This is a genomic window from Streptomyces fructofermentans, from assembly GCF_014651055.1.
GTDB lineage: Bacteria > Actinomycetota > Actinomycetes > Streptomycetales > Streptomycetaceae > Streptomyces > Streptomyces fructofermentans.
The window spans coordinates 9,757-29,540 of sequence record NZ_BMWD01000010.1 but is presented as its reverse complement, the minus strand read 5'-3'; the positions used below and the strand labels follow the sequence as shown (position 1 = coordinate 29,540).

12 protein-coding genes and 1 pseudogene are annotated in these 19,784 nt (G+C 70.8%); 6 read left to right on the top strand and 7 right to left on the bottom strand.

Translation table 11 applies throughout. The annotated features are described in order from the left end of the window. Positions 1–67: 67 nt before the first annotated feature. From katG to IE265_RS15980, 5 genes are all read right to left on the bottom strand, one after another. On the bottom strand, positions 68–2,281 hold the full coding sequence (katG, locus tag IE265_RS16000) for a catalase/peroxidase HPI (RefSeq protein WP_190036237.1): 2,214 nt from the start codon (positions 2,279–2,281) through the stop codon (positions 68–70). Positions 2,282–2,314: 33 nt separating this feature from the next. Continuing rightward, entirely contained in the window at positions 2,315–2,749 is a 435-nt protein-coding gene (locus tag IE265_RS15995) for a Fur family transcriptional regulator (RefSeq protein WP_190036236.1), read from the bottom strand. 669 nt (positions 2,750–3,418) lie between these two features. Next, the gene (locus IE265_RS15990; RefSeq protein WP_190036235.1) at positions 3,419–3,928 is read right to left on the bottom strand and encodes an SRPBCC family protein; all 510 of its coding nucleotides are present in this window, start codon (positions 3,926–3,928) and stop codon (positions 3,419–3,421) included. 136 nt (positions 3,929–4,064) lie between these two features. After that, positions 4,065–4,931, bottom strand: coding sequence for an AraC family transcriptional regulator (locus IE265_RS15985; RefSeq protein WP_190036234.1), 867 nt, complete (start codon positions 4,929–4,931; stop codon positions 4,065–4,067). A 243-nt stretch (positions 4,932–5,174) separates the two neighbouring features. Beyond that, entirely contained in the window at positions 5,175–5,789 is a 615-nt protein-coding gene (locus IE265_RS15980) for a TetR/AcrR family transcriptional regulator (protein WP_190036233.1), read from the bottom strand. A 243-nt stretch (positions 5,790–6,032) separates the two neighbouring features. Here IE265_RS15980 and IE265_RS15975 point away from each other — a divergent pair, with 243 nt between their 5' ends. The 4 genes from IE265_RS15975 (at position 6,033) to IE265_RS15960 (ending at position 12,949) form a co-directional block, all read left to right on the top strand. Then, positions 6,033–6,803, top strand: a complete 771-nt coding sequence (locus tag IE265_RS15975) for an SDR family NAD(P)-dependent oxidoreductase (protein ID WP_190036232.1) — start codon at positions 6,033–6,035, stop codon at positions 6,801–6,803. Positions 6,804–6,985: 182 nt separating this feature from the next. Further along, entirely contained in the window at positions 6,986–8,431 is a 1,446-nt protein-coding gene (locus tag IE265_RS15970; RefSeq protein WP_190036231.1) for a glyceraldehyde-3-phosphate dehydrogenase, read from the top strand. 707 nt (positions 8,432–9,138) lie between these two features. Continuing rightward, positions 9,139–10,146 (top strand): LacI family DNA-binding transcriptional regulator, encoded by a 1,008-nt coding sequence (locus IE265_RS15965; RefSeq protein ID WP_190036230.1) that lies wholly within the window; start codon positions 9,139–9,141, stop codon positions 10,144–10,146. Positions 10,147–10,588: 442 nt separating this feature from the next. Next, complete coding sequence (locus tag IE265_RS15960; protein WP_190036229.1) at positions 10,589–12,949, top strand: AbfB domain-containing protein; 2,361 nt, start codon at positions 10,589–10,591, stop codon at positions 12,947–12,949. A gap of 489 nt (positions 12,950–13,438) precedes the next feature. On the opposite strand, the pseudogene IE265_RS15955 reads toward IE265_RS15960, so the two are convergent. Further along, positions 13,439–13,925: pseudogene (locus IE265_RS15955) on the bottom strand (hypothetical protein). Positions 13,926–14,083: 158 nt separating this feature from the next. On the opposite strand from IE265_RS15955, the gene IE265_RS15950 reads away from it, so the two are divergent. Beyond that, on the top strand, positions 14,084–14,434 hold the full coding sequence (locus IE265_RS15950; protein WP_229916214.1) for a hypothetical protein: 351 nt from the start codon (positions 14,084–14,086) through the stop codon (positions 14,432–14,434). A 191-nt stretch (positions 14,435–14,625) separates the two neighbouring features. Here the strand turns inward: IE265_RS15950 and IE265_RS15945 are convergent, their stop codons facing one another. Beyond that, positions 14,626–17,892: a LamG-like jellyroll fold domain-containing protein gene (locus IE265_RS15945; protein WP_190036228.1), complete on the bottom strand. Its 3,267-nt coding sequence runs from the start codon at positions 17,890–17,892 to the stop codon at positions 14,626–14,628. A 733-nt stretch (positions 17,893–18,625) separates the two neighbouring features. On the opposite strand from IE265_RS15945, the gene IE265_RS15940 reads away from it, so the two are divergent. After that, a complete protein-coding gene (locus tag IE265_RS15940) occupies positions 18,626–19,711 on the top strand; it encodes an ABC transporter substrate-binding protein (protein ID WP_190036227.1) in 1,086 nt (361 codons plus the stop codon). Positions 19,712–19,784 lie beyond the last annotated feature (73 nt).

Below are 19,784 nucleotides of genomic sequence, written 5' to 3'. Positions count from 1 at the left end.
GCTCCGGTGCACACGGCCGGCCCCGGTCGGGGCCGGCCGCGCGTCAGTTTCGGACCAGGCCGAACTCTCAGACCAGGTCGAACCGGTCCAGGTCCATGACCTTGCTCCACGCCGCGACGAAGTCGGTGACGAACTTCGCCTTGGCGTCGTCGCTCGCGTAGACCTCGGCGAGCGCGCGCAGCTCGGAGTTGGAGCCGAAGACGAGGTCGGCGCGGGTGCCGGTCCACTTGACCTGGCCGGAGGCGTCGCGGCCCTCGAACGTGCTCTGGTCCGAGGACGTGGACGACCAGGTCGTGTCCAGGTCGAGCAGGTTGACGAAGAAGTCGTTCGTCAGCTTGCCCGGGGCGTCGGTCAGGACGCCGTGCGAGGACTGGCCGTGGTTGGCGCCCAGTAGGCGCAGGCCGCCGACCAGGACGGTCAGCTCGGGAGCGCTCAGGGTCAGCAGGTTCGCCCTGTCGAGCAGCAGGTACTCGGCCGGCAGGCGGTTGCCCTTGCCGAGGTAGTTGCGGAACCCGTCGGCGGCCGGCTCCAGAGCGGCGAACGACTCGACGTCCGTCTGCTCCTGCGAGGCGTCCACGCGGCCGGGCGTGAAGGGGACCTCCACGGCGTGACCGGCGTCCTTGGCGGCCTTCTCCACGGCGGCGGCACCGCCGAGGACGATCAGGTCGGCCAGGGAGACCTTCTTGGCACCGGAGTTGAACTCCTGCTGGACACCCTCGAGGACGCGCAGCACCTGGGCCAGCTCGTCCGGGTTGTTGACCTCCCAGCCGCGCTGCGGCTCGAGGCGGATGCGGGCGCCGTTGGCGCCGCCGCGCTTGTCGCTGCCGCGGTGCGTGGAGGCCGAGGCCCAGGCGGTGGACACGAGCTGGGAGACCGTCAGCCCCGAGTCGAGCAGCTTGGCCTTGAGCGCCGCGACGTCGTCGGCGCCGATGGCCTCGCCCTCGGCCTCCGGCAGCGGGTCCTGCCACAGAAGGGTCTCCGCCGGGACCTCCGGGCCGAGGTAGAGGGACTTCGGGCCCAGGTCACGGTGGGTCAGCTTGTACCAGGCGCGGGCGAAGGCGTCCGCGAACTCGGCCGGGTTCTCGTGGAAGCGGCGCGAGATCTCACCGTAGATCGGGTCGAGGCGCAGCGACAGGTCGGTGGTGAGCATCGTCGGGAGCTTCTTCTTCGACGCGTCGTGCGCGTCGGGGATGATCGCCTCGGCGTCCTTGGCCACCCACTGCTTGGCGCCGGCCGGGGACTCCGACAGCTCCCACTCGTAGCCGAAGAGGATGTCGAAGAAGTCGTTGCTCCACTGGGTGGGCCTGGTGGTCCAGGTGACCTCGAGACCACTGGTGATGGCGTCGCCGCCCTTGCCGGTGCCGAAGGTGGACTTCCAGCCCAGGCCCTGCTGCTCGATGGAGGCGGCCTCGGGGTCGTCGCCGACGTTGTCGGCGGGACCGGCGCCGTGCGTCTTGCCGAAGGTGTGGCCGCCCGCGATGAGGGCGACGGTCTCCTCGTCGTTCATCGCCATGCGGCGGAACGTCTCGCGGATGTCGCGGGCCGCGGCCAGCGGGTCCGGGTTGCCGTTGGGGCCCTCGGGGTTGACGTAGATGAGGCCCATCTGGACGGCGCCGAGCGGGTTCTCCAGCTCACGGTCGCCGGTGTAGCGCTGGTCGTCGAGCCAGGTGGTCTCGGGACCCCAGTACACGTCCTCGTCGGCCTCCCAGACGTCGGCGCGACCGCCGGCGAAGCCGAAGGTCTCGAAGCCCATCGTCTCCAGCGCGACGTTGCCCGTGAGGATCATGAGGTCGGCCCAGGAGATGGACTGGCCGTACTTCTTCTTGACGGGCCACAGCAGCCGGCGGGCCTTGTCGAGGTTGCCGTTGTCCGGCCAGCTGTTCAGGGGCGCGAACCGCTGCTGTCCGCGGCCGCCGCCGCCACGGCCGTCGCTGATGCGGTACGTGCCGGCGCTGTGCCAGGCCATACGGATCATCAGCGGGCCGTAGTTGCCGAAGTCGGCGGGCCACCAGTCCTGCGAGGTGGTCAGCACCTCGGCGATGTCCTGCTTGACGGCCGCCAGGTCGAGGGCCTCGAACGCCGCCGCGTAGTCGAACTGCTCACCGAGCGGGTTCGCCACGACGGGGTCCTTGGCGAGGATCTTCAGGTTGAGCCGCTCCGGCCACCACTGGCGGTTTCCACCGCCCTGCGTGGGATGGGGTGCGCGCCCGTGCGCGACCGGGCAGCCTCCCTCCCCTTCCGTCTTTGCATCTGTGACGATGGCGTCGTGGTTCTCAGACATGGGAATCCTTCCGGACTACGCGAATCTCGGTGCTCAACTGCGGGTGGTGGAACAGTCGGGGCACTGGCCCCAGTAGATGACCTCGGCCTCGTCGATCGAGAAGCCGTGGTCGTCCGACGCGGTCAGGCAGGGCGCCTCGCCGACCTCGCAGTCGACGTCGGCGACGGCACCGCACGACCGGCACACGACGTGGTGGTGGTTGTCACCGACGCGCCCCTCGAACCGGGCGGGGCTGCCCGCCGGTTCGATCCGGCGTATGAGCCCCGCCGCGGTCAGCGCGTGCAGGGCGTCATAGACGGCTTGAACGGAGATGTGGCCGACACGGTCGCGCACACCCGCGGCGAGGGCGTCGACGCCGAGGTGGTCACCGCGGCGGACGGTCTCGAGCAGTGCGACACGTGCGGCCGTCACCCGCAGGCCGGCACCGCGCAGCTCCTCGGCGGTGGTCGGATGCTGGGATGAGGTCATGGCGACCAACCTACCGCCATAAACACGAACGATTCAAGAAAACCAATGATGCAAGTTTTGTGTCGCTCCGGCGACACGGGCGAGTACCCCTGGGGCCGGTGCGATTCGCGGGACGGTCAAGAAGCGGGCACTCGGCAGGTTCCGCCCCGCCGACGCGGCCCCCGGATGTACACCTGGGCACCCGCCGCATCCGGGCCGGCGGCGGCGACAGGGCAGAAGCCCGGGCGCGGACGCGGGGAGCACGGAGGAGTGAAGGCGTTCACGATCGCCGGACGGACGCGCGACCGGACGCCGGCATCGCATGTGCGATCGCCTCCGCGAACCTGCACACGACTCTCGCCACGGCCGACCGGGCCCGGGGCGGGCATCGCGGGCATCGCAGGCTTCGCCCCGGACCCACCGAACGGCACCGGCCCGTACGTGCGGGTATACGTACGGGCGTCGCGGGCGGGCACTCGATCCCGGCCGAGGACGGCGAACCGGACCACCGGGTCCCGGTCCGGCTCGTCCGACCCACGCGACACCAGAACCACGGGGCAGCGCCGAGGCGCGAGAGGCCGCGGCGCACAGGGCCACAGCGCACGAACCCCGGCGCCTCGGCAGCAGACGCCACGCCCGTGACTCGCGCCCTGACGCCGGGTGCCCGAGTGCCGGGCGTCAGGACTCGAGTCAGGGGCGGGGCGCCGCCTCGAGCTCGCGCTTCAGCTTCCGCAGGGTCCTGTCAATGTTGCCGACCTGGAAGTCCGCGAAGGTCCGGCCGCCCGTGGCCACGCGGTCGAAGGCATGCGCCACGAGGTCGGGCCAGGACCGGCGGTCGTCGGTCCATGTCTCGGTCACCCGGGTGCCGGCACCGTCCCGTTCGAAGCGGTACTCCCAGGTGGCGATGGGTCCGCGCAGCCGCGGCCTGCCGAGCCCGATGGCGTGGACCCGGAACGCGAAACGGCGGCCGGGATCGGCGGCGGTGACCGTGCAACGCGTCACCCAGCGGAAGACACCGCGCTTGTTGCGGCCCTCGAACGTCGTGCCCACGGGAGCCGACTCGTCGGGCTCCGGCACGGTCGCCCCGAGGTTCTCCGGGCTCCAGCGCCCCATCTGCGCGGGGCGGCTGATCGCCTCGTACGCCTGCTCCGGCGGCACCTGGATCAGGACGGTGCGGGACACGGTGAACGTGCGGGCCACGGGGACTCCTCTACCCGGAGGGCAACTTACTCTCCAGTAGGCATCATGGCACGGGCCTCCCCGTACGGACGAGCCGCGTGCCGTGCCGGCACGCGGGAGCGCACGGCGGCCGGGAGGGGCCTCCGTGCGCCACCGCTCAGACCCTCTCCCGCTCCACGGGGATCCACAGCTCCGCGTCCGCCTGCGCGGCGTCCGGCGAGAGCCTGGTCCGCAGCAGTTCGGGGCCCGGCCTGCTCCGGTACGGATTGGACGGGAACCACTCCGTGAACACGTCACGCCACAGGTACTGCAGCGCCTGCGGGAACGGACCGGAGTTCTCGAAGACCGCCCAGGTCCCGGCCGGGACGGTGAGCGCGTCCAGGTCCTCGGGGACCTCGGCGCGGGTCACCACGCCGTGGTAGTAGTCGAGTTCGGTACCCTCGGCACGGCTGCCGTCCAGGTTGTCGCTCACCGAGACGATCCCGCCGGGCTCCTGGTCCGACAGCTGCTCGATGCGCCGGATCTCCTCCTTGCCGATACCGCGGATGAACGCGGCGATCGCCGGATTCATCCCCTCGTGCACCAGGGGCACACGCGCCTTCCTCCCCACCACGCGGAACTCCTCCTTGTCCACGACCCTGTACCGCATGCTGTTGCTCCCTTCGACGACGAGGCGGAAGGACATCCGGGGCTGGGACTCCAGGCTCGCGCCGGCCCGCCTGGCCTCTCCGGGGCCGACACCGTGCATCGCCCGGAACGCCCGGGCGAACGCCTCCCCCGACGTGTAGCCGTACCGCACCGCGATCTCCAGCAGCGTCCGCTCCCCCGCCAGTACCTCGGCGCCCGCGACGGTCAGCCGCCTGCGCCTGACGTACTCGGACAGGGGGACGCCCGCCAGCGCGGAGAACATCCGCCGGAAGTGGTACTCGGACGTCACCGCGATACGCGCCAGGTCGGCCGTGTCGATCCGCCCGTCGAGGTTCGCCTCGATGTGCTCCATGGCCTGGTTGAGCCTCTCCAGCACCCGGGCCTCCTTCCCTTTCGATCACTCACCCTAGGAAGTGGCCGCCGTGCCGCACCCGACATCCTGTGCCCGCTCCTGTCGGGTGCGGCGGCCCTTCCGGTCCGCACGCCTCGCACACGCCGGCCCGTCCCGGCCGGCCTCGCGGCGGGCGGGCGCGGTCGCTCACGCCGAACCCCCACCGGGGAGGTCGCGGCCGCTGCCCCGCCCGGCCCCTCGGGAGGCCGGCGCCGCCCGCCCGGAGCCTCAGGGGCGCTCGGCCCCGCCCGCCCGGCCGCGCAGCTGCTCGATGCCGACGTCGAGCGCCGCCTTCAGATGGGCGGAGTCACCCGTCGACATCAGGATGGCCACGCCTCCCTGGATGCCCGCGAGCAGTGCGGCGGCGGCCCTGTCGACGTCCAGCTCCCGCGACACCAGTCCACGTGCCCGCAGTGCCCTCATGCCCGCGGCGAGGAACTCCTGCCACTGGCGCATCAGTTCCGCCACGATCGCCCGTGCTCCCGGCCGGGAGCGTCCGACCTGGAGGAACAGCGCGCCCAACGGGCACTGGTCGCCCTGGAGTTCGTACCGTCGAAGGACCGCGTTCCGCCAACGGTCCCAGGACTCCCAGGAGTCCAGTGACGACAGGTGCGGCTGCTGGTCCTCCAGGACCCTGTCCGCCTCGAACCTGGCCACCGCGAGCAGCAGTTCGTCCTTGCCGTCCGGGAAGTAGTGGAAGAGCTGGCTCTTGCTGGTACCCGTGCGGTCGCGGATGTCGTCGAGCGTGGCGAAGGAGACACCGCGCTCCCGCAGCACCTCGGCGGCGCCCTCGACGATACGGGCCCGGGTGGCACGCCCCTTCGCGGTGGGTGCGGACGGCACGGCACCTCCTCCTCGGCCGGACACTCGACCTGACTGGACTGGACGGTCCAGAATACCGCGCCGCGACCGGGTTCGTACGGGGCCCGCCGCCGCCCATTCTGGACTTGCCGGTCCATTTTCATCAGCGCACAGTGGGCGTCGCGACCCGGCCCACCGGATCGCGGAAACGGCCGGCCGGCTCTCGGCGGCCGCACTTCGGCCACATACGGGCCCCGGACCGCGGGCCCGGCCAGGGAGGCGAACATGAGTGAGCGACTTCAGCACAGGACGGCGCTCGTCACGGGATCGACGAGCAACATCGGGCGGGCGATCGCCGAGGCGTTCGCCGCCGAGGGGGCGCATGTCATCGTCTCCGGGCGCAGCCGGGAGCGCGGGGAGCAGGTCGTGGCGGGCATCCGCGCCACGGGCGGGCGCGCCGACTTCCTGGCGGCCGAACTGGACGGAGGGGCCGACTCCGCCCGGGACCTGGCCGAGCGGGCCCGGGCGGCACTCGGCGGCCGTATCGACATCCTGGTGAACAACGCGGGGGTCTATCCGGCGCCCGACACCGCGGCCACGGACGAGGAGACGTTCGACCACGTGTACGCGGTGAACGTGAAGGCGCCGTTCTTCCTCACCGCGGCCGTCGTCCCGGCGATGGAGCGGGCGGGCGGCGGAACCGTCATCAACCTCGGGTCGTGGATCGCGCGCCTGGGCATCCCGGTCGGCGCGCTGTACAGCTCCACCAAGGGCGCCATGGAGACCCTCACCCGCGCCTGGGCCGCCGAGTTCGGGCCCCGGGGTGTGCGGGTCAACGCGATCTCGCCGGGGGTGATCCTGCCGCGCACCGACGACGGGGGCGAGCCCCACCCGGGCGAGATCATGATGAAGGGCACCCCGGCCGGGGGCGTCGGGAGCCCGGACGCCGTGGCGCACGCCGCCGTCTGGCTGGCCGCCGACGAGTCCTCGTTCGTGCACGGAACGGTGGTGGACGTCGACGGCGGTCGTACGGGCACCGCCGTCATCGCCGCGTAGCCGGCCCGTCCGGAGGAGGCCCGCGGAGGGCCGCCGGCGCCCGGACGACCGGGCATGGGGAGCCGCGGGCGCCCGGACGCGCCGAGTCGTGAAGGCCCGGACGCGCGAACAAGACACCGCTTGATCGGCCGGGGAACCGAAGGATTACCATATGAGCGCCGCCTAGCTCGAAAGATAATCCTGTGACTGTCAACGACGACTCGTTCACCAACTGGAAGACCCGCGAAGAGATCGCGGAGTCGATGATCCCCGTCATCGGGAAGCTGCACCGGGAGCGGGACGTCACCGTCCTGCTCCACAGCCGCTCCCTGGTGAACAAGTCGGTGGTCAGCATCCTCAAGACCCACCGGTTCGCCCGGCAGATCGCGGGCGAGGAGCTCTCGGTCACCGAGACCCTGCCGTTCCTGCAGGCCCTCGCCGCGCTGGACCTCGGCCCCTCGCAGATCGACATCGGCATGCTCGCCGCGACGTACCGCGGGGACGACCGCGGTCTCTCGGTGGCCGAGTTCACCGCGGAGGCCGTCGCCGGGGCCACGGGCGACAACAAGATCGAGCGCCGTGAGCCGCGGGACGTCGTCCTCTACGGCTTCGGCCGCATCGGCCGCCTCGTGGCACGTCTGCTCATCGAGAAGTCGGGTTCCGGCAACGGCCTGCGGCTGCGCGCCATCGTCGTCCGCCAGGGCGGCGAGCAGGACATCGTCAAGCGTGCCTCGCTGCTGCGCCGCGACTCCATCCACGGCCAGTTCCAGGGCACGATCACCGTGGACGAGGCGAACAGCACGATCGTCGCCAACGGCAATGAGATCAAGGTCATCTACGCGGGCGACCCGTCGGAGATCGACTACACGGCGTACGGCATCAAGGACGCCATCCTCATCGACAACACCGGCAGGTGGCGCGACCGCGAGGGTCTGTCGCAGCACCTGCGTCCGGGTGTCGACAAGGTCGTGCTGACCGCGCCGGGCAAGGGCGACGTCCCCAACATCGTGCACGGCGTCAACCACGACACCATCAAGCCCGACGAGCAGATCCTGTCCTGCGCGTCCTGCACCACCAACGCGATCGTGCCGCCGCTGAAGGCGATGGCGGACGAGTACGGCGTCCTGCGCGGGCACGTGGAGACCGTCCACTCGTTCACGAACGACCAGAACCTGCTGGACAACTACCACAAGGCCGACCGGCGGGGCCGCTCCGCGCCGCTCAACATGGTCATCACCGAGACGGGCGCCGCGTCCGCCGTCGCCAAGGCGCTGCCCGACCTGAAGGCCCCCATCACCGGCAGCTCGATCCGCGTGCCGGTGCCGGACGTCTCGATCGCGATCCTCAGCCTGCGCCTCGGCCGCGAGACCACCCGCGAGGACGTCCTCGACTACCTCCGGAACGTCTCGCTGACCTCGCCGCTCAAGCGCCAGATCGACTTCACGACCGCGCCCGACGCGGTGTCGAGCGACTTCATCGGCTCGCGCCACGCCTCGATCGTCGACGCGGGCGCCACCAAGGTCGACGGCGACAACGCGATCCTCTACCTCTGGTACGACAACGAGTTCGGCTACTCCTGCCAGGTCATCCGGGTGGTCCAGCACGTCACCGGCGTCGAGTACCCGACGTACCCGGCCCCGGCGGGCTGACCGCCGGTACGTACCCGCTCCTCCCGGGTCGGCGGGAGGAGCCCCGCAAGGGGCGCGGCGCACGCCTGACAGGGCGGAGCACGAGGCCGCACCCCGCCACGAGGGCCGCCACCCGGGCAGGGAGGCGGCCCTCGCCGGCCCCCGGGCGGCAACGCCCGCTCCCAGGCGCGGCGTCGGCGCCGGTCCGGAGCCCGGCGGCGCGCCTCCCGCACCGCGGCGCAGTCGGCCGTGACATGGCCGCCGGGCCGGGGACGGTGCGGGGGCGCGCCGCGGCACGGCACGCCCCTCCGCCCCGCCCGGGCGGACTCCCGGCGGCACGGACCGGCCACTTCCCGGGCGGACTCCCGGCGGCACGGACCGGCGACGTCCGAGCGGCTTCCGACCGCTCGACCGACGGATTCCGCGGCGAATTCCGGCGCACCGCCCGGCATTCTTCCGGCACGCATCCGAACGACGGACGAACACGGACACACCGCCACGGAACGCCCGCCGCCAAGGGGCCCCGCACCATCACCTGTTCGACCGGCTGGACGGGCCCCCGGCCCCCTGGGGCGAGCCCGCGAAACCGCTTGCACGCAGCTGCCGACACACCCGGGCGGAGCGTATAACGTGGCGCCTTGCAGAGCCCGTTCCGAGAGGTCACGGGCCGGTCCGGAGCGGCGCGGGTGCCTGGTCCCGGGCGCGTGGAGTCGACCGGAGGGAACGCCGTGCGGGTCAGTCTCAAGGACGTCGCGTTGCACGCGGGTGTGTCGATCAAGACGGTCTCGAACGTCGTGAACAACTACCAGCACATCACCCCCGCGATGCGGGCCCGGGTGCAGCGCTCGATCGACGAGCTGGGGTACCAGCCGAACCTCGCCGCCCGGCATCTGCGCAAGGGGCGGACCGGGATCATCGCCCTCGCCCTCCCCGAGCTGGGCAACCCCTACTTCGCCGAACTGGCGGCGGCCGTGGTGGACGCGGCGGCGGACCGCGGCTACACCGTGCTCCTCGACCACACCGGGGGCCGCCGCGAGCAGGAGATCCTGGTGAGCCAGGGCTTCAGGTCCCGCGTGATCGACGGCCTCATCCTGAGCCCGATCGAGCTCGACCCGGAGGATCTGCGCCGCCGCACCGAGACCGTGCCGCTCGTCCTGCTCGGGGAGCGCGAGTACGACCTGCCGCACGACCACATCGCCATCGACAACATCGCGGCGGCACGGGCGGCCGTGGCGCACCTGCTCGGCCTGGGACGACGGCGGATCGCCTTCCTCGGCGCGCGCCGGGACAGCAGCCAGCCCGCCCTGCTGCGGCTGCGCGGCTGGCGCGAGGAGCTGACCGCGTCGGGGGTTCCCGTCGACGAGGGCCTGGTCGCCGCGACCGACGGATGGGGACGCGCCGACGGGGCCCGGGCCATGGCGCATCTGCTGGACTCGGGACAGCGTCCGGACGCCGTGTTCGCATACAACGACCTCATCGCGATCGGCGCCATGCGCGTGCTGTTCGAGCGCGGGCTGCGGGTGCCCGAGGACATCGCCGTCGTCGGCTTCGACGATGTCGTCGAAGGCCGGTACGGCGCCGTGACGCTGACCTCCGTCTCCCCCGACAAGGCGGCCATCGCCCAGCGCGCGGTGGACGCCGTGCTGGCCCGCGTCCAGGACGGGGAGCACGTTCCCGAGCAGGTGAAGGCGGGTTTCACGCTGGTGGAGCGGGAGAGCACGCTCGGCCGGCGGTGACCCGGCAGCGGTGAGCGGCTCCCGCACACGGCAGGCCCGATCCTCGTCCCGGGCGGGCTGCGACTTCCCCTCCGCACGCGGCACTTGCCGCCCGGGCGAGCGCAACTCCCCTTGCATACGCGCTCGTTGACGATCGGATCGTGCTGCGCGCGAAGTCTTTACACCGCTCTTCCAACGATGTAAAAACTGCGTGCAGACCCATCACGGGACACCCGCCCGTTCTCTCTCCCCCCGGGTGTACCGAGCAACTCCACCATCCCGGGCACCAGTTAGATGCCCATCCGCCCCTCCTTCGCCCATGCGCGCCAACCGGTCCGGGGCCGGTCATCGGAGCACGACTTCTCGGCACCCGTACACCGACCGGCTCCCCCGGCCCTCCCCCCAGCGCCTCGCCGCACCTTCCGGGCGGCGGGCCCCGCACGGTCCCCACCAAGGAGCACTCATGCGTCTCCGCCCACCCCGAAGACTCGTACGACCGCGCCAGGGGCTGACCGCCCTGCTCACCGTCTGCGCCCTGGTGTTCACCGGTCTCCTGGCCACGGGCGGCGCCGCCCAGGCGGCGCCCGCGGCCAATGCGGCGGCCTGGACGCCCAAGCCGTCCCCGATGACCACCCCGTGGACCAACCAGGTCCCCGTCGACAAACCCCTGCCGGAGTACCCGCGCCCGCAGCTCACCCGCTCCGACTGGCTGAACCTCAACGGCATCTGGGACTTCGCCGTCACCTCCGCCGACGCCGGGCAGCCGGCCTCGTTCAACGAGCAGATCCGGGTGCCCTTCCCCGCCGAGGCGGCTCTCTCCGGCATCCACCGCAAGATCACCCAGAACGACAAGCTCTGGTACAAACGGACCTTCACCGTTCCGGCCGGCTGGAGCGGACGCCGCGTCCAGCTGAACTTCGGTGCCAGCGACTGGCGTACGACGGTGTGGGTCAACGGGCAACAGGCCGGAGCGGTGCACAGCGGGGGCTACGACGCCTTCAGCCACGACATCACCCCGCTGCTGAACGGCGGCACCAACACGGTGGTCGTCTCCGTCTGGGACCCGTCGGAGACCGGGAGCCAGGCCGTCGGCAAGCAGCGCATCCGTGATGTCGCGCCGCACTCCGGGGGCGGCATCTTCTACACCGCCTCGTCGGGCATCTGGCAGACGGTGTGGCTCGAACCGACCGCGCCCGCGCACATCGCCCGCCTCGACATGGTTCCGAACCTCACGGACAACACCCTGCGCGTCACCGTGCGGGGAGCGGGGACCAGCGGGCAGACCGCCCGGGTCACGGTCTCGTCCGGCGGCACGGTGGTGGGCTCGGCGACCGGCCCGGTCGGCAGCGCCTTCTCCGTCCCCGTGCCCTCACCGCGCCTGTGGACACCGGAGGACCCGTACCTGTACGACGTGCGGGCCGAACTGCTCACCGGCACCGCGGTCACCGACGCCGTCGGCAGCTACACGGGCATGCGCTCGGTGTCCGTGGGCCGCGTCGACGGAGTCCTGCGCCCGCTGCTGAACGGCAGGTTCGTCTTCCAGACCGGCACCCTGGACCAGGGCTACTGGCCCGACGGGATCTCCACCGCGCCCTCGGACGAGGCCCTCAGGTTCGACCTCCAGAAGCACAAGGACCTCGGCTTCAACATGGTGCGCAAGCACATCAAGGTCGAGCCGCAGCGCTGGTTCTACTGGGCCGACCGGCTCGGGCTGCTGGTGTGGCAGGACATGCCGTCGATGGACCTGCGCACGCCCGACGCCGCCGCGCGCACGCAGTGGGAGGCGGAGTACGACCGCGTCATCGACCAGCACCGCAGTTCCCCGGCCGTCGTCATGTGGGTCAACCAGAACGAGGGCTGGGGACAGTACGACCAGGCGCGGATCGCCGACGAGGTGAAGGCGTACGACCCCTCCCGCCTCGTGAACAACATGAGCGGCATCAACTGCTGCGGCTCCGTGGACGGCGGCAACGGCGACGTGCTCGACCACCATGTGTACGTCGGGCCCGGCGTCACCAGACCCTCGGGGACGCGCGCCGCGGTTCTCGGCGAGTTCGGCGGCCTCGGCTTCCGCGTGCCGGGACACGAGTGGTTCCCGGGCGGCGGCTTCTCCTACGAGAACCAGGCGACCCAGACACATCTCAACAACCGGTTCGTCGGGCTGATCGACGCCATCAGGCAGACGCAGATGCCGGCCGGTCTGTCCGCCTCCGTCTACACGGAGATCACGGACGTCGAGAACGAGGTGAACGGCCTCCTCACGTACGACCGCCAGGTCGTCAAGGTCGACGAATCCCGTGTACGGGCCGCCAACCAGGCACTCGTGCAGGCGTCCCGGAGTCCGGCGGCCCCGGTGACCCTGCCCGCGGGCCAGTACAGGTCCCTGCGGGTCACCACGTCCGGACTGACCAACCGCTATCTGCGCCACCGGGACGGCGCCGCCTTCACCGACGTCGTGGACTCCGCGAGCAGCGCGCTGCTGAAGAGCGACGCGACGTGGAGGATCGTGGCGGGCCTGGCCGACAGTTCGTGCTACTCGTTCGAGTCGCGCAACTACCCCGGCCAGTACCTGCGTCACCGCGACTTCCGGATCTACAAGGAGGCGGGCGACGGCTCCGCCCTCCACCGGGCCGACGCCACCTTCTGCCCGGTGGCCGGCAGCGGCGGGGTACGGCTGGCCTCGTACAACTTCCCGGATCAGTACCTGCGGCACTACAACGCCGAGTTGTGGCTGGCCACGCCGGGCGGTGCGCACGCCTGGGACAGCCCGGCGCTGTTCAACGAGGACACCACCTGGGCCGTCGAGTCGGCCTGGGCTCCGTAGTACGGGGCCGTACGGCGCCTCCCCCGGGCGGGGCCGTACGGCAAGCCCGCGGCCCGGTCGTCGACGCCACCTCGGCGTGGGCGGCCGGGCCGTTCGGCGTTGCGGAGGCGGGTGCCGGCGATCCTTGGGACGCGGCCAACCCGCCCGGGAGCAGGCGTGGTCCAGCGCCGCCTGCGTATCCGTCCCGCGACCGCGGACACCTGCACCGACAGGGCGTCCAGGCCGTGCCCCCGTCCCGCCGGACCGGCGCGGCCACCGACTGCGATGCGGCGCCCGGGCGGGGTCGGCCTGCATGTCGCCGGCGTCCTCCTCTGGTCAGGATCATGATCAGCACCTGGCCGGACAGCCCGAGAGGTCGGTCATGCCAGGGCGACTGGGGAGAGATCAACCTGCGGTCGAACGCGGCTTCCCTGTCCATCACTTGGGGCGAGGTCGACTGCGAAGGCGGAGGTCACCTGATGTTCGATGGACCGCGGCCGTCGGGCCCCGTCACCTGAGCCGCGGGTCTGCGAGGAGAACGACTCGATCGGCCTCGACGTCGAAGCCGATCACCGGATGACCGCACTCGCCCTCGGGGTCCATCAGCACCGGCTTGCCCAGTCCGCGCCCGATCTCCCGGAGAAAGCCACAGAGCACGTCAAGTCGGTCCTGGCCCTGCAACTCCCGCAGGTCGACGTCGAAGTCGACTTCGTCGGCGGCATGGAAGCGGAAGATCGCCAACACCTCGGCGGTCGGCCAGACCCGCAGGTCCGGGGCTCTCGGCGTCCACCGGACGGGACAGCACGGCTTCCGCCCGGGGCACCGGAAGCACCGTCCCTCCCTCGGAGTACTGGCACTCCCAGCCCTTCTCCGCGACAAGATCGAGGACCGCCTGCCAGTCCTCCACCGAGGCATTCGGGACACGCATGTCCGGCAACGACCCCATCGAGTCCGGGTCGAAGAAGCACTTCACGTCATCCCACAGCAGGTCGCTCACCCCGGCATGCTGCCCGGGTCACCGAGCCGGCGCACTCTGGTTTCCGTTGACCAAGGACATGGCGAGACCCCCGGCGACACGAGACCTTCCAGTCCTGCGGACCGGCGCGTGACGGGCTTCGGAGACGAGGACCGAGGAATGCCGGGTACGTTCGCCTCATGTGCCACTACGCCGGGAAGCCGTACAAGCTCCATTACGCGTGCGTGCCCTGCCGCGTCGCGTTCAAGCGGCATCCGGGGCGCGGCGAGCACCGATGCCCTCGATGCTCGGAGTCGATGGCCTGTGCCGGCCACGACTTCGCGGCACCGCGCCGCCGCGACACCCGGGCGTGGAGCGCCGTGGCCGCTGTTCTCGGCGCCGGACTGCGTTACGAGGGCCGCGAAGCGCGCGGCTGCGGCAAGGAACCCAAGTTCCGTCCCCGCACCCGCGCCCAGTTGCGCGCCCGCCGCATCGCTGCGTCACGAACCGGCACTCCCCTCGCCGAGATGCTGGGGCGCGCGGACCCGTAGGCATACGGCCGATCGGCCGAGCGGTGCCCGATCGGTGGCGGGGCCCGAGGAGTCGTTCACGAGACGCGGACCGGGTCGCGCCGGTCGCGTGCTCCGTCCGGGGTTCCGGCGACGAGCCGACGGCCCCGCACGAGGGGAATCCCCGGTGCGTGGCCGTGGGGCCGCGCACCGGGGATTCCGGCCGTTCAGGGCTACGGCTTCTCCTGCGTGTGGAGCGCGCTCACCTCCTCGGCGGTGAGCGCCTTGTCGAAGGCCTGAACCTGGTCGACCGAACCGTGCCAGAAGTCGACGTTCCCGCCGCCCCAGCGGGCCCGTCCGACGGCGAGCGGTCCCGTGCTGACGTCGGCCGGACCGGCCTCGGCCGTGGCGACGAGCTTGCCGTCGAGGTACAGCTTGATCTCGTTGCTCGCCGAGTCACGCACGCCGACGAGGTGGTACCACTGGCCCAGTTCGGGCTTGGTCTCCAGCCGGGCGCGCTTGCCGCCGGGCGTGCTGAAGGCGAACGCGCCCTGCCCGTACTGCAGGTAGAACGGGTTCTCCTGACGCCGTCCGTCCTGGCTGACGGCGCTCGCGTAGTTCCCCGGAATGGAGTCGAGCGTGACCCACGCGGAGATCGAGTAGCTCTTGGTGGTGTCGACCACCGGGCCGTCGGTCTCGGCGTACTGTCCCTTGCCGTCGAACTTCAGGGCGCTGCCGCTGACTCCGGGGGTCCAGGTGGTGCCCTCGGTCAGTTCCAGGGGCTTGTTGTTGGGACCGCCGTCCTTCGCGGTGGTTCCCTTCCCCTCGTCGAGGGACCAGGAACCGCCGCCCTTCAGCTCGTCCCGCTCCCCGGCGGCGGCGCCGGCCGCGATGACCTTGCGGTTGACCTCCCGCACCCTGACCGGGTCGACCTTGATCTCGCGACGGTCGTACGTGTAGAGCCCGTTGAGCTCGTTCTCCAGGTCGGATATCTGGGTGTAGACCGACCCGGACAGCTCGGCCCCTGCCGCCTCCAGGTAGAACCGCTCGGTGTTCTCCACGTACTTGCGGGTGAGCGCCTCCTTGTCGGCGACACCGCTGTAGATCACGGTCGGGGCGCCCGGCCACATGTGGCCCGGGGCCCGCAGCGTGAACCCGCCGTGCTCGCCGTCCATGGCGGCCCGCTTGTCGTCGGGGAAGGCCGGGTCGGTGTTGTTGTAGTCGTGGTGGTCGATGATGTCGCCCTTGCCCGAGTCCCCCTTGGAGTTGCAGCAGTTGACACCGCTGTGGGCGTTGACGACGCGGGACGGGTCGGCGGCCTTGACCGTCTCGGTGAGGCGGCCGGTCTCCTCACGGTTCCACTCGCCCCAGCCCTCGTTGAAGACGATCCAGCCGATGACGGACGGCGAGTTGTGGTGCTGGCGCATCATCTCGCGGCCCTGGTCGAAGAAGGCCTTCTGACCGGTCTCGTTGGTGTAGTTGCCGGAGACGAAGTCCTGCCAGACCAGCAGGCCGAGCTTGTCCGCGTGGTAGAACCAGCGCGGCGACTCCACCTTGATGTGCTTGCGGACGGCGTTGAAGCCGAGCTTCTTGTGCGCCTCCAGGTCGAAGGCGAGGGCCTTGTCGCTGGGCTGGGTGTACAGGCCGTCGGGCCAGAAGCCCTGGTCCAGGGTGGCGAGGGAGAAGACGGGCTTCCCGTTGAGCACCAGCTTCTGGTAGCCGCCGACCTTCTCCACGGAGATCTTCCGCATGCCGAAGTAGCTGTCGACGGTGTCGGTGGACCGGCCGTCGACGAGCTTGACGTCGAGGTCGTAGAGGTACGGGTCGTCGGGGCTCCAGAGGTGGAGCTTGTCCACGGGCAGGCGCAGCTTGGTGCCGGCCGCGCCGGTGACCCTGCCGACGACCTTTCCGCGGGCGTCGCGGGCGACCGCCTCGACGCGGGCCTTGGCGGACGCGTCGTCGGACTCGACGGTCACGGCCAGGCTGCTGGTGTCGATGTCGGGCGTCGTGACCACGTTGTCGATGGAGGCGGCGGAGACGGGCTCCATCCACACCGTCTGCCAGATGCCCGACGACTGGGTGTAGAAGATGCCGCCGGGGTTGGTGGACTGCTTGCCCATGGGCTGGTTGTCGCCGCCGGTGTCGGTGACCGCGACGACGATCTCCTGCGGTCCCGTTCCCTTGAGCGCGTCGGTGATGTCGGCGCTGAACGCGTTGTAGCCACCGGTGTGTTCGGCGACCTGCTTGCCGTTGACCCAGACGCGGGCCCGGTAGTCCACGGCACCGAAGTTCAGCTTGAGCCTGTTGCCCTTGCCCGCCTTCCAGTCCTTGGGCACGGTCACCAAGCGGCGGTAGAACATGTGGTCCTCGTGCCGTTCCAGGCCGGAGAGCTGCGACTCGACCGGGTAGGGCACGATGATCTTCTCGTCGAGCTCCTTGCCGAAGACCGGCTTCTCGTCCGCGGCGGCACCGCTGAACTGCCAGGGCCCGTTGAGGTTCTTCCACTTGCTGCGGACCTGCTGCGGACGGGGGTACTCGGGCAGCGGGTGCTTCTTGTCGACCTTGTCGCCCCACGTGGTGGTCAGGCGGTGGGCGGAGCTGTTGAGGGCCGAGCGGATGATCTCCGGAACGGTCTCGCCGCCGACCTTGAGGCCGCCCTTGCCGTCGTAGGTGACCCGGACCTGCTGTCCCTTCTGGATCGGCTCGGAGAGCGTGACCAGCAGGGAGTTCCGGTCACCGGGGGCGGCGGTGACGGACTTGACCGGCATGGGGGTGGTGTCGGCCTCGACCTTGAGGTGGTCCTTGACGGACTGGAGGTCGCTGACCTTGCCCTCGAACCTGGCACGCAGCCGGCGGCCGTCCTCGGCGACCGTCAGCTCCACCGGGTAGACCTGGTAGTCGGTGGGCGGGGTGAAGGCCGACTCGGGTACGACCTGCTTGGCGAGTCCCGGACCGGACCAGCGCAGGAACATGTTCGCCCCGCCGATGTCCTGGAACATCTCCATGCGGAAGTCGTACTTCTGCCCGGCGGTCAGCTTGACCGCGGCGCTGGTCTGCTCCTTGTCCCAGTCGGGCACCCAGTGGTCGATGACCGACTTGCCGTCGACGAGGAGGCGGAAGCCGTTGTCGCCGATGGCGTAGAAGGTGTAGTCACCGGTGGTCGGAACCTCGATCCGGCCCGTCCAGCGGGCGGTCGTGTGCTCCGTGCGGCCGGTGAGCGTCTCGAAGGTGCTCGTGAGGCCCGAGAAGTTGATCTGCGGGTCGAGGACGGTGCCGCCGAGCTTGTCGAAGTCCCGGGCGCCGGGCGCCGACATGCTGAAGTACTCGCCCTTCAGGCCGTGCACCTCGATGGGGGCCTTCTCGGCGGCGGGGGCGGACTCGGTGCGGGTCGACTCTGCGGCCGACGCGGCGGGGACCAGGCTGCTCGTGGGCAGTACGAGGGCGGCCGCGACGAGCAGCGCCCACATCCTGCCTCTGGAGCGGGAGTTGTGTCTTTTCATCGAATCTTTCCTCGTGGAGAGGGGAATCGGAGCCGGACCTGAGAGGGGTGGACATGATTGAAGAGCCCCTGGGAGGTGCCGTGTTCACTCAAGGCCGGTCGGCACCCGGCGGGTCGCCGCGCTGTCTCGTGGACGGGCTCTGGCGGACGGCGACATGGATCGGGGGGACACCGGCGCGGGGCCGGCCGGCCGGGGCCGGGTCCGCCGACTCCCGAAGGGCGGGCGGCGACCGGACCACCGCACGCGGCGGTGCCGGAACCCCCGGGTACGCCCCGTACACGGGAGGTTCTTCGACCTGCGTGCACCGCTCCGGGCAACGCCCGTCACCCCAACGTGAGTTGGTGGGCACGACCTGACGGCCGACAACCGTTCCAACGTTGGAAAACTGTGTGCAGCGGAATGACAGCACGCCTCGCGATGCCTGTCCAGACCCCATGCACGGTCACGGATGACTGATCGTCATCGGTACAGGGCTCACTGGCGTGTTGCCGTTTCGACACATCGCGGAAACGTGCGGCCGCACTCTTGCCGCGTGTGCTCGGGCAGCGTTATAACGTTGTAAAGCCGAAGCCCGCCACCGGCAACATGGTGCTTCGAGGCTCGATTTCTGCAGGTCAGGCATGCCCTGACCATGCCTGCCCGCATACATCGGGGCAGGACCGCCATGCCCACAGAACCCCGCCCGACCGCACGCCGCTCGGCGGTGCTGTCACCCGCCAAGGAGTGTCCTCAGATGACCCTTCCGCAGAGATCCCGCACGCTCACCGTGGCCTGCCTGGTCGCCACCACCGCCGCCCTCGCTCTCACCGGCTGCTCCAAGTCGGAGGGCGGCGACGCCGCCGGCGGCGACAGCAGCAAGGGAGCCCAGGCGGTCCAGACACCCACGGCGCCCGCCGGTGACGGCTGCAAGCTCGAGACCTACGGCGCTCCGAAGCTCGACCTGAAGGACGCCGTGGTCGGCTTCTCCCAGTCGGAGAAGGAGGCCAACCCCTTCCGCATCGCGGAGACCCAGTCCATCAAGGACGAGGCCGCCAAGGTCGGCGTCAAGAAGCTGCTCACCACCAACGCGCAGTCGCAGCTGTCCAAGCAGATCAGCGACATCCAGGACATGCTGGCCCAGGGCGCGCAGTTCCTCATCGTCGCCCCGCTCAACTCGGACGGCCTGGAGCCCGCCTTCAAGGCCGCCGCCGCGAAGAAGGTGCCCGTCCTCACCATCGACCGGAAGGTCAACGCCGCTGCCTGCAAGGACTATCTGGCCTTCCTCGGCTCGGACTTCGTCGAGCAGGGCAAGCGCGCCGCCGACGCGATGATCGAGGCCACCGGCGGCAAGGGCAAGGTCGCCATCCTCCTCGGCTCCTCCGGCAACAGCGTCACGACCGACCGCACCAAGGGCTTCGTCGACCAGGTGAAGGCCGAGGCGCCCGGGCTCAAGATCGTGACGCAGCAGACCGGCGAGTTCGCCCGTGACAAGGGGCAGCAGGTCATGGAGCAGATCATCCAGTCGAAGCCCGACATCACCGCCGTCTACGCGGAGAACGACGAGATGGCCCTCGGCGCCGTCACCGCGCTCAAGGGCGCCGGCAAGAAGCCGGGCAAGGACATCAAGATCATCTCGATCGACGGCACGCGCAACGCCGTCAAGGCCCTCGCCGAGGGCGAGATCAACGGGGTCATCGAGTCCAACCCGCGCTTCGGCCCGCTCGCCTTCGCCACCGCCCAGAAGTTCTACTCCGGCGAGGCCATCCCGGAGGACGTCATCATCTCCGACCGCGCCTACGACGCCGCCAACGCCAAGGACTCCCTCGGCGGAGCGTACTGACCGTCCCTGTCCCCCGGGTCCCGTCCCCGCGGCGACACGGCCCGTCCTCCTCCGGGCCGGTCGCCGCGGCGGC

Excerpts from the sequence above, each read along its gene's own strand:
- IE265_RS15950 (WP_229916214.1), top strand. The coding sequence starts at position 14,084 with ATGTGCCACTACGCCGGGAAGCCGTACAAGCTCCATTACGCGTGCGTG.
- IE265_RS15995 (WP_190036236.1), bottom strand. The coding sequence starts at position 2,749 with ATGACCTCATCCCAGCATCCGACCACCGCCGAGGAGCTGCGCGGTGCC.
- IE265_RS15940 (WP_190036227.1), top strand. The coding sequence starts at position 18,626 with ATGACCCTTCCGCAGAGATCCCGCACGCTCACCGTGGCCTGCCTGGTC.
- IE265_RS15975 (WP_190036232.1), top strand. The coding sequence starts at position 6,033 with ATGAGTGAGCGACTTCAGCACAGGACGGCGCTCGTCACGGGATCGACG.
- katG (WP_190036237.1), bottom strand. The coding sequence starts at position 2,281 with ATGTCTGAGAACCACGACGCCATCGTCACAGATGCAAAGACGGAAGGG.
- IE265_RS15945 (WP_190036228.1), bottom strand. The coding sequence starts at position 17,892 with ATGAAAAGACACAACTCCCGCTCCAGAGGCAGGATGTGGGCGCTGCTC.
- IE265_RS15960 (WP_190036229.1), top strand. The coding sequence starts at position 10,589 with ATGCGTCTCCGCCCACCCCGAAGACTCGTACGACCGCGCCAGGGGCTG.